Origin of the sequence: Microcoleus sp. AT8-B5, assembly GCF_036705565.1 — a bacterium.
In the GTDB taxonomy this organism is placed as follows: domain Bacteria; phylum Cyanobacteriota; class Cyanobacteriia; order Cyanobacteriales; family Microcoleaceae; genus Microcoleus.
Map to the genome: position 1 here is coordinate 1 of NZ_JAUBUY010000025.1, position 15,434 is coordinate 15,434.

Sequence of the window (15,434 nt, forward strand, 5' to 3'; positions counted from 1 at the left end):
TTTGCCCAAAAATAGCTCAAAACCTCTGCCCTAGTATTTTTGGGTATTTATACTCATTGCAAAAGTGACACGCTCCCCGTTCGGACTTTCTCAGATATCGAGGGTTATCGACAGTATTTCCATCAGAATCGGTGTAGAACTCTTTAAGCCCTAAGTCGATTCCCGTCATTTTTCCTTGAAACTCATGCTCCTCTCTTCTATCCCAGTTCACTAAGAACTGAGCGTAGTAGCCATCAGCAAGTCTGATAACTCGAACCCTAGAGATTTGTTTTTCTGAATACCCGACCAAATCCCTAGAGCTCCATAAGTTCATCGTTCCTACTTCAAAACCATCGGTGAAGGTTATCTGTCTTCTATCAGCAGATAATTTCCATCCACTGTTTTTGTACTCAATGGAACGGCTGAACTTCTTGTATTTGGGGTAGCCTTTTTTACCAGGCTTACCCAATCTACAGTTTTCATAAAAACGCCCAATAGCAGACCACGCTCTATCTGCGTGAGCCTGTCTAGCTTGAGAGTTAAGCTTCTTCGTCCAAGGGGTTTCCTTGTTTTTAGCTAGTACCGAGCAAAGCTTTTGGAGGTCATTCCTAGTGACTCCTTTGTTATCTTCCCAATATCGCAGACAAGTGTTGCGGATGAATTGTCCGGTGCGGATTGCTTCATCCAACTTACTGTACTGTGATTGAGTTCCTTTTAACTTTGCTTCTATTACTAACATGGTAGAATGATACCACATTTTACCCAACACAAACACGGGTATAATTATAATGATTCGCTATCGCTCAATCGTTAGCTGGTCGGCATTCATCTCGCCGCTAAACCATCGGGGGGACTCGCGGATCTCGATAAATCCCCCTCGGTTATAGCGGGAGCCTTCTGCGGACATTAAGGTAAAATATTGAATCTCGACGCATTAACCCAACATCTCCTCTAACCTATGCAACTGCTCGAACCCTCAGTCCATTTTAGATTTTAGATTTTAGATTTTAGATTTGACTCGCCTTGATAAATCTGGGAGGTTGAGCTTTAGTCTAAAATTTGGGGAATATCCACAACGATTGTCGGGGGCTTCCGTTTTTTGCTGGTTGCAAAAACAGCAAATGGGTAATTCAGCTCAATCAATTCTAAAGGATTCCAGATCGCCCCAGATCAAAAAACATCCTATATTTTCAGTCCTAGACGCACTCCCGACCAAGAAACGGGGTTTTTTACTTAATCTTCGAGTACGAACGAAGGATTTTCCTAAAAAAACCCGGTTTCCGGCCCCCTCTGCGTAAATCCTAATTTTGTGAATCGGCGATCGAATTTCGCCCATCAGCATTCCGTGTTTCCTTCCTTGGAACTCGTCCAACCTCAAGCCCTCAGCCAGAATCAACAAGCGTGACTTGACGGGGTGACACTCGTCTGGTGGGTCAATAGTAGCTTGTTTGATGCGTCCGCGCGATCGCCCGCCCGTACCTCAACAACCGCCAATCACTCATAATTGCCACAAAAATTCAAAATCCTAAACCCAAAACTGCCCAACCCCAGTACGATCGATCTAGTTAGCAAAAATAAGTAAAAACACTACCGGAGTAATTTTTATGGATCTGGTCGTACTCCAGAACTGGCTGGACAACATCTCCTTTGCCGTTTTGTTCTCCACAATGCTCATTTACTGGGTTGGCGCAGCATTCCCCGGCATTCCCTACCTGGGGGCCCTAGGAACCGCAGGAATGGGCGTCGCCAACCTATCCATCGCCGCTTTACTCGGTTCTCGATGGATAGAAGCAGGCTACTTCCCCTTAAGCAATCTCTACGAATCCCTATTTTTTCTAGTTTGGGGAATCACCGCCATCCACCTAGTCGCGGAAAACATGAGTCGTTCCCGCTTAGTAGGAGTAGCCACATCCCCCGTAGCAATGGCAATATCCGCCTTTGCAGCCCTGACTCTGCCCGCAACCATGCAATCTGCAGAGCCCCTAGTACCCGCCCTCAAATCAAACTGGCTGATGATGCACGTTAGCGTCATGATGCTCAGTTACTCAACTTTAATGGTAGGAGCCCTGCTGGCGATCGCCTTTTTAATCGTCACCCGCGGCCAAAAAATCGAACTCACCGGTAGTTCCTTCGGCACCAACAGCAACCGCAACGGCAACTACCGCCTCCAACGCCCTCAAAACCCCGAACCTCAAAATGCAGAAACCAGCGCCGACAGCGCATTAGTTTTCAGCGAACCCTCTTTCAACTCCAACAATAACGGTTTGGGCACCACCGCAGTCCTTGAATTAGCCACCGTTCAAACCACATCAACCGCCCCAACTCAAACCGCAGAACTTCTCTCGCCCCAGCGCTTGAATCTAGCAGAAACTCTTGATAACATTAGCTATCGCATCATCGGTTTAGGATTCCCTTTACTAACTGTTGGCATTATTGCCGGTGCGGTTTGGGCTAACGAAGCTTGGGGCTCATACTGGAGTTGGGACCCGAAAGAAACTTGGGCGCTAATTACTTGGTTGGTATTTGCTGCCTACCTGCACGCCCGCATTACTCGCGGCTGGCAGGGAAGACGCCCAGCAATTTTAGCAGCCACAGGTTTTGTGGTAGTTTGGATTTGCTATCTAGGCGTTAATCTGTTAGGCAAAGGTTTACATTCCTACGGTTGGTTTTTCTAATTCCTAATCCACCAATGGGCCACAGAAGAACAGGATAAGTCAAAGAATCGGGATTAATATCATCTCCGGTTGTAGGGTGGGCAATTCCCACCTTACTTAACCAGCGAGATTCTAATAATTAACTCCCTCTTCCTTCTTATAACTTCGGTCTTCCTCACATCCGTTACATAATCCGTTGCCGAACTTCCTTCATTAAAATAAGGACAATTAATATGGACGAATCGCCAATATTTCCCCAAGAAGACGATGTTGTGTCTGCCCCTACCAGCGCTTTGATGTATCAATGTACATTCAAAGTCAGCGAATTTATGGCAATCATGCAGTCAAAATTGGTAGACGAAAAATTATTCTCAGACGGCCTGGATTGCGAGCTATTAAGTGCTGGAAAAAACTGGACTAAAGGAAAACTTAGAATGCGTCTGGAGTTCATTCCGCTTGAACCAGAAATCAAAGAACAAAAAGCCCTTCCTGCCGCTGCCGAAAGCTCAGACACCCTGCAAAACTCTGCGGTAGATAGCTCAACTCAAACCGATATAGATGAGCCATTAAATCAATGTGACTCAACAGAAATAAGTAATCATTTTCCTATTTCTAGGTATCCAGACCGCGACCCCCAAAGTATAGGAATGTGGAGCTAGGAAGGCAAAGATTGAGAGATTGGGAGAGGGGGATGGTTCCCCTTCTTTGCTGAAAATCCATCCGTTAAATCCCGGACAATGCTCGTTTTCTAAGGAATGAGAATTAAATAACTTCCACAAGTTTGTGGGATGGGCGTCCCACAATAACAATTAAAATTGTAAGTTATTTAATTCGCGATCCTAACTTCCTGATTTTTGCTTAATAAAAAACTGCTCTCATGGCTGAATCTTCCAATTGGACGCACCTCCACGCTCAAGTGCACAAGACGCTGCTGTACCGACAAATATTGCCATCAAATCAGCGATTGCTAGTAGCAGTATCGGGCGGACAAGATTCTCTGTGTTTAATTAAATTACTGCTAGATTTGCAGCCAAAATGGGGGTGGAATCTAGCGATTGTTCACTGCGATCACCGTTGGCGTTCTGACTCGGAAGCCTCGGCTAATCATGTAGAACAATTAGCTAAAAACTGGGGAATATCCTACTATTTGGAAACAGCCTGGGACATCCCGAAAACAGAAGCAGCGGCCAGACAGTGGCGATATCAAGCTTTAACCGAAATTGCGATCGCCCACAACTACCCCTACATTGTTACAGGCCATACAGCTAGCGATCGCGCCGAAACACTCCTCTACAACCTGATTCGCGGCAGTGGCGCCGACGGACTTTCTGCCCTCACCTGGAAACGGCCCCTCGCCGATTTTGGATTGCCGATTTTAGATTTTAGATTGGCGAATTCCGGCGAAAATCCCAACTCCCAAATATCGGCCGATTTTAGATTGGAAAATCAGGATGAAAATTCCCAATCGAAAATCCCAAATCTAAAATCTAAAATCTATTTAGTTCGTCCCTTGCTTGAAATAACTCGATCGCAAACAGGTCAATTTTGTCAAGAGCAAAAACTACCAATTTGGGAAGATTCCACAAATCAAGACTTGCAATATACTCGCAACCGGATTCGATCGGAATTATTGCCTTATTTGGAAACTCATTTCAACCCAAAAGCCCAACAAGCCCTAGCCCAAACAGCCGAACTTCTCCGCGCCGACGTAGAATATCTCGAACTTGCAGCCAGCGACTTGCTACAGCGAGCAATGTCTCCAATTGCAGACAATATGCAGGTGAATTTTCAACTTCCCGTCAAGTTAAATCGCCCGATTTTGCGCGAAGCACCCCTTGCCTTGCAGCGACGGGCAATGCGGCAACTACTGCAACAAATATTGCCCTCGGCGCCCAGTTTTGAAAGCGTAGAAAAACTAACGAGCTTAATAGTAGCCCCCAACCGATCGCAAACCGATCCATTTCCTGGAGGAGCGATCGGTCGAGTCGAACACCCTTCGATAATTTTACATATTAAATTTTAAGCTGAGAGCAAACTCGAAAGGACTTGCCGCAACTCAGAAACTACCCGATTTTGCTCGTCTCCCGTCTCCTGCACCCGATCGAGTTCCCCCGCCACCGCTTCGAGCTTTTGGCGTAGCGCATTCAAATTGTCCTGCACCGGCTGCAACATTTCTTGATAAACATTCACCCTGCCCCAGAGTTGCGCCACTGCACCTTTCTGGTTGAACAAATTCTGCTCTAACTGCTTGAGTTCGTAGCGTTTCGCCTCACTTTCCCCATTTTGGCGGTTGACATTTGCCTCTATTTGGGATATTGCTTCCTGCACTTGCTGAATTTCGTTTTCCAGTCTTTGCAATTCTTGGCTTTGCTGCTGTCGCTGAGTATTGAGCTGTGCGACAATCGGCCCCAAATCAATATCTCCTCGCTCTTGTTTGGAAGCATTAGCAGTACCCAGCCGCCGCCACAGCACCGCCTGATGCTGCTTTAAAACATCTTCTCGTTCCTGCAACCGGAGGCGCTGTCCCACCAGAGTTTCGTTTAACATCTGATAACTTTCGAGCTCATCTGCCATTTCATTTTCCAAAGCCATGCGATCGTACTCGGAAGCAGCTTGAATTTTCTCTTGCAGCTCCTCGATTGTCTCCCGCTGCAGAGTCAACTCCTCCTCTTGATCGTTAACAAACCGGAACACCTTTTCCAAATCCTGTTGCAGGTGTTGCACCAGCCCTTGTAACTCATCAACAGGCATCTTCTCCAAAGCTGACACATCTACTTTCTGCTCCGTACCCGCAGCACCCGAAGCAGATGCGAGCCTGGAAACTTGCTGGTAAAGCTCCTCAACAGCCCGCACCTGCAAAGACACCGACTGAGCCTGAGCCTGCTTAGCGCTGAGGGTACTTTGCTGTCCTTTAAGCTCCGCCCGAGCCCCGGCCAAAGTATCTTGAGATTGGTACCACTCTTGCCAGCGGTTTTGGAGGCTCTGATTTTGTCGATCGACCTCTTCTTGTTGCTGTTGAGCTATGCTCTGTTTTTGCTCCAACTGCTGCCAGTGCTGATCCAGAATTGCCTGTTGAGCGCCCACGGCACCAAGAGACTGATTCATTTGTTCCCGCACCCCTTGGGCCGAAGCAATTGCCCCTCCCAGCTTCTGCATCAACTCCTGAATCCTCTGGGTCTGCTGCTCATCAACCACTGCCCCCTGCGGAACCTCAGACTGCTGCTGGGCCACCCGTTGCTGCTCGCCCCGCAACTGTTCCCAAGCCGTCTCAATTTCCACGCGACTGCGATCGACTTCTTCTCGCAGTCGGTTAGCTTCATCTCGAGTATTTTCAATTTCCGAGCGCTGAGCCTCCAGCCGCTCCAACTCCTCTTCCATTTGAGCCAACTGCTCTTCGCGGGCTTGCATTTCCATTTCCCGGCGATTGAGTTCCTGACTCGAAAACGTCAGAGAAGCCTTCCACTGTTCAATTTCCTCTTCCTTATCCTTAAACTTGTCCTGCAATCGCGAGAAATTTTGCAGAATGCTCACCAACTGGCGGGCCGCCTCCTGAATCCGCTGCACTTGCTTGCTAGCGCTCAACTCAACCAGCACCAGCGTGCCGTCGTTAAACTTATTAGCTTCCTCAACTGGGATCGCGTCATCACCTGGTACGGCGCTCCAGTTATGTTCGCCCCGCTGACAAGCTAGCAGTTTCAGTTCAGCCTTACCGCCACCGAGACCAAAGCCGCTTCTCTGTTTTTGTACTTCCGCTAGATACAGCACACTAATAGTCCTCTGCTTCGTAAAACCTATCCCAACTTACTTTAAGTTACTTAAAGGCCTAAAAGATAAGTGGTGTTTACTTCCTACGCTGTTGGGTAGACGGCTAATTCCAACATAAGTAGGCTATCCCCCTTAAGCCAAAGGTTCTTGACTAAAGATAACACTGCCTGTGATTTTTAGTCAACTTACCTAAAGTAAACAAGTGTAGGCAAGTAAGGATCGCTTTTTGCCAATTAAGTCTTACTTCTTGGTATTGTTTGCCCAATCGGGGGATAGCATTTTTTCTAACTTTTCTTCAGCACTAACGCATAGCACGTTCTCACGGGAGAACTTCCAGAAATTACGGGCGTCACCAGTTGTCTGGAGGAATGAGACAGCAGTACCAATGCCACTTGATTAAAGACTAGCTCTCACTGCGAAGACTGCCATAGGCTAAAGCTGAAAAAGGTCAGTCCGTCAAAAACTTTCTATTGATTGTACCAGGCTTTAGTTGCGGCTCGATCGTCAGAAAAGCCATCGCTACCCCCAAGCGGACGCCATCCTTCGGCGGACTAGGGATTTGAACCGCGCTGCCTTAGAATAGGGTAATGACGCGAGCCGATGACGCTCGCGGGGGGCGAGCAAAAAGGTCGATCGGCACTGAGGGTGAGAAACTGTAACCAAAATCCTACTCACATCTACTCATTCCTTCTGAAATGAGTAGGGATTGAAGCAGTATATAGCGTGATTCAAAGCGATAGAGAGGTAAAAATGCTGTTAGGCTTCAAAACCGAATTGAAACTGAATAATCAACTTACTCGCACATTGTTAGCCCAGCATTGTGGAGTAGCGCGTCATGCGTTGAATTGGGGATTGTGGTTGACCCCAAATATACTTCACCACAATAAAACCAACGAGAGTGAAAAGCTCAAACTTCCCACAGCTACTGACTTGCACAAACTCTTAGTAGCTATAGTGAAATCAAAAAATCCTTGGTACTATAGCAATCCTCGCATCATTTGTAAAAATATGTAGGGGTAGTGCTACCCCTACTCCCCCTGCCTACCCCAGCCAAGTTGGGGCAACCGGGCGTGGGGAGAGCCCCTACAAGAATTACACGAATCATTTAGGATTGCTATATGAATGCAGCAAGTCTACACCGCAGCAAGCATGAATGGCATTGCGCGAAGCAGGGAAACGGTGTTTTAACAAAACTCGGGGAGTGCCGATATTTAAGAATCAAGGGCGGCGTGACTCTTTCACGTTAAAAAGCGCAGTTAAAATCTTGGGTGACAATAAAATTCAATTTCCTGTTATTGGCATTTTGAAAACTTATGAAAGATTGCCACAAGTATTAACCAAGTCTTGCACGATATCCCGTCAACCCGACAGGTGGTTTATCAGTTGGCGGTTTGACGCCCAACAGCAGGAATCAGGCAATACAAGCATTTTCAGAGTTGACCTCGGCATTAAAGCATTAGCTACTCTCTCAACAGGTGAAGTAATTGCTGGGGCAAAATCCTACCCAAAATATGCAGCCAAAAGGTCAAGAAGGCAAGGGCTAAACCGCCCTAAAATGATCGGTTCAAGCAACGGTCAAAAAGCGCAACTCAAGATAGCGAGACTGCATAAAAAAATAGCTAACACACGTAAAAATACGTTACATAACTTGACGACATTACTTGCCCAAAATCACGGTTTAATGGTCATAGAGGATTTGAATGTAAGCGGAATGATGGCTAATCATAAGTTGGCTGCGTCTGTTGCCGCTCTGGGATTCTTTGAGTTTCGCCGCCCGTTAACCTACAAATGCGAGTTGTACGGTTCAAAGTTGGTAATTGCTGACCGTTGGTTCCCGTCCAGTAAAACCTGTTCTAACTGTGGAACAAAAAAAGAAACACTTTCCTTGAGCGAGAGAGTGTTTGAATGCTCCTATTGCGGATTGGTGATTGACCGTGACTTAAACGCGGCAATTAATTTGTCAAAAACCGTCAGTTAGGCGGGGATCGTGCCTGTGGACTGGTGAGTTTCGACACCGCCAGGATGAAACAGGAAGTAAGCTTTACAATACTACTGAGTAGACTTGTCTAGTCATGAGTAGATGTGAGTAGGTCTTATGTAACGGAATACAAGGTGAAACTCTACACTTAGAGAATGCCGCGAGTTGCGCGGTTTCAGCTTGTGGACTGGTAGCGCGGCCGAGACCCGGCAGCAAGTATCGCCCTTTCGTCAATTCCCAATTGTGAGATCGGCATCAGCGCGTAAATTATTGACGGAAACTAAAGTCAATGTTTTCGCCAGCACACAGTCTTTCCGATCTCAGACGCCAACGGTTTTAAGGAGGACATTTTAGCTGCATGCAGGGAAATTTGAGTGAAATAGACATCCGCAGCATCCTGCAATTGATTGAGTTAGGCCAGCGAACCGGAGAACTGTTCGTAGAGGCCTACACCTCCACCGGCAGCGGCACGGGTACTCAACCTACCTCGCGCTCCCTTGCAGGACAATCCTGGTATGTCTTCTGCTTCAACGGTCAGATTATTTACGCTACCCAGAGTGCGGGCAGTTTGTTTCGCTTGCGCGACTACCTGCGCCGCTACAAAGCAGATACCGCCCTCGACAAAATCCAAGTTCCCTATATGGCATCTACCAATGCCCCAGAATACGGCTACCTCTGGGCCCTGCTAGAAAACCACATCCTCACCCCAGCTCAAGGCCGCAACATCATCCAGAGCATGATCCACGAAACCCTATTTGACTTGCTCAGTCTCCACCAGGGTTCCTTCACTTTTGAAATGGGCCCAGCTTTGGCTCCTCAACTGACCAGCTTAGAAATTAGTTCGCTCCTGGCCAAGATTGTCAAACAGGTGCAGCAGTGGAAGCAGTTTCACCCTCACATTCAGTCGCCCAACCAATGCCCGGTGATTTCAGATCCCTCCGAGCTGCGAGTCGCGCTGCCTGTCAACACCTTTAATACTCTCAGACGCTGGGCCGACGGGCACACTTCGATCCGCCAAATGGCGCGCTACCTCAACCGAGACGTGCTCACTGTCGCTAAGGCGATTTACCCCTTTGTGCAGCAGGGATTGGTGCAAGTATTTTACGAACCCTCTGTAGCCCCCACCAACAACAAAAAAGAATGGTCGTCCCCAGAAACCAAAGTTCCCAGAGTTGTCTGTATTGACGACGACAATACTATTCGCAAAACAGTCGAGTCAATTTTAAATGAACACGGTTACGAAGCTACTACGATCGGCAATCCCCTCCAAGCCCTGAGTTTGGTGTTTCCACTCAAACCCGATTTAATTCTGTGTGACATCGCCATGCCGGAACTCGACGGCTACGAAATTTGCGCTATGCTGCGTAGTTCTAGCGCTTTCCGGCAGACGCCGATCGTGATGTTGACGGGCATCGACGGATTTATCGATCGCGTTAAAGCCCGCATGGCCGGAGCTACAGACTTTTACACTAAACCTTTTGGTGAAAGCGAGTTATTGATGCTGGTAGAAAAATATGTGGGCCCAGGCTACCCTCGGGTCAATCTCTCGGAAAGATTATTAGACCGATCGCTAGAAGACCAATTAGAAGAAAAATAAGTTTCGCCCCCATGGCATGATGGGAGCTTTTTTGTACCTGCGGTTAGATCGAGTCTCGGCCACCACAAAGAGAAAGCTGGACGTACTATTGGCGATCGCACCATAAACTAGAATGTATAAATCCGCGCGCTGGCATAAGGGCGTCGGTAAAACTCTGTTCAATTTCTAGACCCAAGTGGGTCTAACACGCTCAAAGTGCAAATATAATATACTTGTTCTCCACTTGCAGCCGCTCCGAAAAACTGATGTACAGAGCTACTTATTGCTAGGTATTTCTGTACAAAGCCAGAGAGTCCAATTCTCAGTCTTAACTGACTCCGTTCATGATTGTCGGGACATCAGCCATGTCAACAACTCCTCGCTAATCCCAGTATCGGTTTAGCATTCATCGCAGAAATTACCCAGAGTTTTACCAATTGAGACGGCGGTGGGATTACAAAGTGAAGCTTTAGGGGTTTCAAATTAATTGTTCGTAGTCGATTTGAGCTAATTTGTAAGCATTGGTCGCGCGAATTTATTGCTGGCAGTCAATTATTGACGGAACAAATTTATTGCCAAGTACCTCCGGCAGTAGCGCCATTCACCCCTTGGCTGTGTCAAGCTTGGCTGTGTCAAGTTTCGACCATCGAAGTTTCGATCGGCTTCTTCTTGGCGGGAAACCTCAACAATTTTGCTAGAAATGCAGGTGTCAGAATTATGATTAGCGGTAGCCCAGACTTTATATTACCAGGACTAGGCGTAGATCCGGCTCCGGAATTCCAAGAACTAGAAACTCCCGAAGGAGAGCTGCACCTGCGGTTCTACGTTCCTTCGGGGAACGAGTTCGCTCTGCCAGCGACAGGGATTAGAGAGGTACTATCCCCGTCCCCAGACCGCATGACACCGATCCCCAACGTTTCCTCTTTGCTTTTAGGTACGCTAAATATGAGAGGACGAGTGATTTGGGTGGCAGACCTCGGCCAATTTCTGGGAGACCAAACACCTCTGAACACAGATAGACCCGAAATCCCGATCGTGGCTGTGGAAGACCAAGACACGATTTTGGGGCTGGCAGTCGATCGAATTGTGGGGATGGACTGGCTCGACGTAGAGCAACTGCACTCTCAGAACAATGCACCAGACGGCATGATTCCATTTCTGAGGGGAGAATGGATGTTAGGTGCACCAGCTCAGAAAGTGCTCCGACTGCTAGATCAAGTGAAAATTCTGCGCTCGGCGCGGTGGGCAGCGTGAAATCGATTTTAGATTTGCGATTTGCGATTTTCGATTGAGGTCTAATCATAAACAGTCACACGACGTGAGGCGCGCATCTAAACATTCAATTCAAGATAAAAATCAAAAATCTCAAATCTAAAATCTAAAATCCAAAGAGGGCGGCAAATGGCAACAAGTACCAACTTTCAGCAGGACTACCAACGGGCAGAAGCGGCCTACATGGATGGCAATTATTCAGAAGCCGCAGCCCTAGTTTATCAATTAGTAGAAGATTTTCCCGAAGACCCCAGCGCTCGCCTGCTGTGCGGACACATTTACTGCTACGGACTGCAACAGTATGAGGTGGCGCGGGAACAGTACACGGTTGTGCTAGGTCTGAGTGATGACCAGAGTTTGGTAGAACACGCTCACAGCGGAATTACCTACACAGACCAATTTTTATCTGGAGAACTAGAAACGGAAAATTTCGAGGCTTTGTCTGCTGAAACTGAATTAGAATTCTATCCAGACTTATCTCTTGATGAAGGGTTAGAAGACCCGGATTTGGGACTTTTCCAAGGAAATTCCCCATCCCTTTCCTATAGAAGTCAATCCCCAGACGACATGGAAAACGAGGACTTGGCCGACTTAGGCATGAGTGGCTTGGGATGGGAACCAGAAGACGACGATGGCGCAGGCTCAGTCCCAGATTTAGCCTCACATTCTAACCCCTTTGGTGGCGACAGCGGCGGAATGGCAGCTTATGCTGAGAACTCCGGCTCGCTAGACGGCATAGACGAGTTTGCCGACTCGGACTTTGGAGACCCTTTTGCCTTAGATGATGGAGGGTTTGATGGTGCTGACTTGTCTAGCAGCAAAGTTTCTGGTTCAAGCGCACCTTACTCAGGAGATTCGTTTTCCGAAGCTCCGACTCAGATGCTCAACGGTCAAAGTTTTGCCTCTTCAGAAAGCGGGAATTCCTTCGACTCGAACCAACTAGACTCCCCCATCGGGCCCTCGGACAATTTTGGCGAACCTTTTGGTGCGCTCGATTTGCCAGACGAATTCGACAATAACTCCGACTACGACTACCAATCCCCGCCCCAGATTGGCCAAAATTACGGTCATAACACACCTGGGGTCGAAGATGAAGACCCCTTTGCCGAGGCGATGCCCTCGTCGGGTTTCGGGTCTTCTAGACCTCAAAACAAACAGTCGAATAACGGGTCGGACTACTCGTCAAACTATTCGCTGGCGGAAGACGAAACGCTGTTGATGGGAGGTGCTGTCCCCAACTCTCAAAGTCAAAGGTCGAGCCGGGGACAATTTAATTCAGTCGATCCAGCCTCCTCCAACAGCAACGGTTACAGCGACTCGGAACCCCCGGCATTTAGCTCTAGAGACAACTTCGAGTTAGATGCTTTTGAAGACGACGCTTTTAGCGATTCTTTCTCTTTCGACGAAAACGAACAAGCAACAGCTTTCGGGGCTTCCGACAAGAACAACAGCGCCTGGTCGTCAAAAACTGGGAACGCTCAAGAACACAGCGACTTTTTAGACGAATTTGACGAATTTGACGATTTGGGCAATTTGCCGGACTTTGATATCTCAGAAGATGCCACCAGTTCGATCTTGACTAGAGGTAACACCAATTTCGGCAACTCGACCAGCGGCATGATGGGAACGACTGGGAGCAGCCTGGACTTTGACAACAGCGATGGCTCAGCAATTCGGGATGACGAAATATTTAGCATAAGCGGCCCGGCTGATACGTCTGTGTCGACTTTTTCTCCCACAGAAACAGAAGCGCTCGATACTTCGGTAACAGTAGAACAGGGGGGACTGGCTTTCTTGGAAAATGCCCCTTTGTTTACAAAACAGTTGTACACGGCAATCGGGGCGGGACTTGTTTCTCTGGTAGCTGTGGCTTTCGTCACCAACATTGCCTCCTATCAAGCTCTGCGGCAAGACAAACCGGAGGCGATCGTTTACCTGCGCCAAACAGGCTGGGTAATGACTGCAGCCGCAGGCTTTACCAGCTTTTTAACTTCTTGGGGCATCGGCCAGTTGATCGCCAAGCAGGTACGCAAGTCGTCGGACAATTTGCAAGCTCAGTTCGATGCCGTATCTCAAGGAACTTTGGATGCTCGCGCTACGGTTTACTCGGAAGATGAATTTGGCAAAATGGCTGCTAAATTCAACCACATGGCGAAGGTCATCCAAACCACGATTAGCGATACTAGGCGCAAGTCTGACGAGCAGGAACAGGCAAAAGAAGACTTGCAGCGCCAAGTGATTCGCTTGCTAGACGACGTGGAAGGAGCGGCCCGGGGTGACTTGACGGTGACGGCAGAAGTGACCGCAGACGTTTTGGGTGCTGTTGCTGACTCGTTTAACTTGACAATTCAAAATCTGCGCGAAATTGTCCATCAGGTGAAGCAGGCGGCTCGGGAGGTCAGCAAAGGCGCGACAGATAGTGCCAAGTTTGCGGGCGATTTGTCTTCAGACGCGCTGCGGCAAGCTGAGGAACTGGCGGCAACGCTGAATTCGGTGCAAGTCCTCACCGATGCGATTCAGCGGGTCGCAGAGAGCGCTAGAGAGGCGGAAGAAGTGGCCCGGGGCGCGGCGGCAACGGCTCTGAAAGGGGGCGAGGCTGTGGAGCGGACGGTGGCCGGGATTTTGGAAATTCGCGAAACAGTAGCAGAAACCACGAGAAAAGTCAAGAGGTTGGCGGAAGCTTCTCAAGAAATTTCTAAGATTGTGGCTTTAATTGCGACGATCGCCTCCCGGACGAATTTGTTGGCCCTCAACGCCAGTATTGAGGCGGCGAGAGCTGGGGAAGCGGGCAGGGGTTTTGCGATCGTGGCAGATGAGGTGCGACAATTGGCAGACCGATCGGCTAAGTCTTTGAAAGAAATCGAACAGATCGTGATGCAAATTCAAAGCGAAACCGGCGCGGTAATGACGGCGATGGAAGAAGGGACGCAGCAGGTTATTGAGGGGACAAGATTGGCAGAACAGGCGAAGCGATCGCTTGAAGATATCATTCAAGTTACTAATCGAATTGACGTGCTAGTGCGATCGATTACTGCCGACACTGTAGAGCAAAACGAAACAGCTCGCGCGGTCGCCAGTGTGATGCAAGCTGTCGAGCTGACCGCTCAGGAAACGTCCCAAGAAGCGCAGCGAGTTTCGGGTGCTTTGCAAAATTTGGTGGGCGTTGCTCGCGACCTTTTGACATCGGTGGAAAGATTCCGAGTAGAAACAGCAGAAAGACAATAATCAATTGTCTCATGCTTTTTTTGCGGGCTGATTTACAAGCACGTTAGTGTGGCAATAATGGCATACAAAAAGCAACCTCGCAGTCTTGAAACCCCTGCGGGGATGCCAATTCAACACCTAAAGGAAGTAGGAGTTGCACAGATGGACGATAACATAGTAGAGGTAATACCGGGCATCTTTGGTGAAGTTCAGCCGACGGGCTGTATTATCTCTACCCTAACCAAATCTAGGAGTGGCTATGCAAACAAAAGACTTCGCATTAACGGTGAATGGAAAACGTTTACTGTCCACCGTTTAGTATTAGAAAATATCTTAGGTCGTCCGATTAGACCGGAATACTTTGCTTGCCACACTTGTGATGTCCGCAACTGCATTAATCCAAACCATTTATGGGAAGGTTCTAGACTGGAAAATTCTCAAGATAGGTTTAAGAAAGGACGAATTAAAGATGTAGGAAGTACATCTGCGCCGAAACCTCAAAAACAAGTGCGAGGCATAGAAGTAATTCCAGGCATTCGCGCTGAAATACAGCCGAACGGCTGCATGATTTGTACCTTGGTTAAAAGAAGTGATGGTTACGCCATTAAGGGTACTAAAATTAATGGCAAAACAAAAAGTTTCTACGCTCACAGACTTGTACTGGAACACAAACTGGGAAGGCCTGTTAAACCCGGTTATTTTGCGTGTCACAGTTGCGACGATCGCGGTTGTGTCAATCCTGACCATTTGTGGGAAGGAACCCCCGCCGATAACTCCCGCGATGCTATAGAAAAAAACCGCTTTCCTTTCGTTCCCGGCAAGATATCTATCCACCGCAAACTCCAACCCGAACAGGTGCGCGAGATTCGCTATCTTTTAAGTGAGGGCATATCGAAAACAAAAATAGCCAGGACATTTGCGATATCTCGCAGTCAGATTATTCTCTTGGCAAGGGGCGAGATATACAGAGACCTTCTCTAGAACTACTAACATAGACCCAATACAA

Annotated in this window: 11 protein-coding genes; 9 read left to right on the forward strand and 2 right to left on the reverse strand. The window is 48.1% G+C overall.

Annotated features, from left to right (window positions below):
* Nucleotides 1–16: 16 nt before the first annotated feature.
* On the reverse strand, nucleotides 17–718 hold the full coding sequence (locus QUB39_RS17765; protein WP_333210864.1) for a transposase: 702 nt from the start codon (nucleotides 716–718) through the stop codon (nucleotides 17–19).
* An 865-nt stretch (nucleotides 719–1,583) separates the two neighbouring features.
* Between QUB39_RS17765 and ccsB the strand changes: the two genes are divergently transcribed.
* The 3 genes from ccsB (at nucleotide 1,584) to tilS (ending at nucleotide 4,656) form a co-directional block, all read left to right on the forward strand.
* Complete coding sequence (gene ccsB, locus QUB39_RS17770) at nucleotides 1,584–2,654, forward strand: c-type cytochrome biogenesis protein CcsB (RefSeq protein WP_333056455.1); 1,071 nt, start codon at nucleotides 1,584–1,586, stop codon at nucleotides 2,652–2,654.
* A 212-nt stretch (nucleotides 2,655–2,866) separates the two neighbouring features.
* Nucleotides 2,867–3,292, forward strand: a complete 426-nt coding sequence (locus tag QUB39_RS17775) for a KGK domain-containing protein (RefSeq protein WP_333056454.1) — start codon at nucleotides 2,867–2,869, stop codon at nucleotides 3,290–3,292.
* Nucleotides 3,293–3,510: 218 nt separating this feature from the next.
* On the forward strand, nucleotides 3,511–4,656 hold the full coding sequence (gene tilS / locus QUB39_RS17780) for a tRNA lysidine(34) synthetase TilS (protein WP_333056453.1): 1,146 nt from the start codon (nucleotides 3,511–3,513) through the stop codon (nucleotides 4,654–4,656).
* On the opposite strand, the gene hmpF is transcribed toward tilS, so the two are convergent.
* Entirely contained in the window at nucleotides 4,653–6,398 is a 1,746-nt protein-coding gene (gene hmpF, locus QUB39_RS17785) for a pilus motility taxis protein HmpF (RefSeq protein ID WP_333210862.1), read from the reverse strand. The genes tilS and hmpF overlap by 4 nt on opposite strands.
* Before the next feature lie 723 nt (nucleotides 6,399–7,121).
* On the opposite strand from hmpF, the gene QUB39_RS17790 reads away from it, so the two are divergent.
* The 6 genes from QUB39_RS17790 (at nucleotide 7,122) to QUB39_RS17815 (ending at nucleotide 15,409) form a co-directional block, all read left to right on the forward strand.
* Entirely contained in the window at nucleotides 7,122–7,412 is a 291-nt protein-coding gene (locus QUB39_RS17790; protein ID WP_333056451.1) for a helix-turn-helix domain-containing protein, read from the forward strand.
* A gap of 139 nt (nucleotides 7,413–7,551) precedes the next feature.
* Entirely contained in the window at nucleotides 7,552–8,376 is an 825-nt protein-coding gene (locus QUB39_RS17795) for an RNA-guided endonuclease TnpB family protein (protein WP_333210859.1), read from the forward strand.
* Nucleotides 8,377–8,734: 358 nt separating this feature from the next.
* Complete coding sequence (locus tag QUB39_RS17800; protein ID WP_333056449.1) at nucleotides 8,735–9,973, forward strand: response regulator; 1,239 nt, start codon at nucleotides 8,735–8,737, stop codon at nucleotides 9,971–9,973.
* Nucleotides 9,974–10,672: 699 nt separating this feature from the next.
* Nucleotides 10,673–11,206 carry a chemotaxis protein CheW gene (locus QUB39_RS17805; protein WP_039887356.1) on the forward strand — a complete coding sequence of 178 codons (534 nt, stop codon included), beginning with the start codon at nucleotides 10,673–10,675 and terminating at the stop codon, nucleotides 11,204–11,206.
* A 147-nt stretch (nucleotides 11,207–11,353) separates the two neighbouring features.
* On the forward strand, nucleotides 11,354–14,449 hold the full coding sequence (locus QUB39_RS17810; protein ID WP_333056448.1) for a methyl-accepting chemotaxis protein: 3,096 nt from the start codon (nucleotides 11,354–11,356) through the stop codon (nucleotides 14,447–14,449).
* Nucleotides 14,450–14,506: 57 nt separating this feature from the next.
* Complete coding sequence (locus QUB39_RS17815) at nucleotides 14,507–15,409, forward strand: HNH endonuclease (protein WP_333056447.1); 903 nt, start codon at nucleotides 14,507–14,509, stop codon at nucleotides 15,407–15,409.
* The last annotated feature ends 25 nt before the right edge of the window (nucleotides 15,410–15,434 follow it).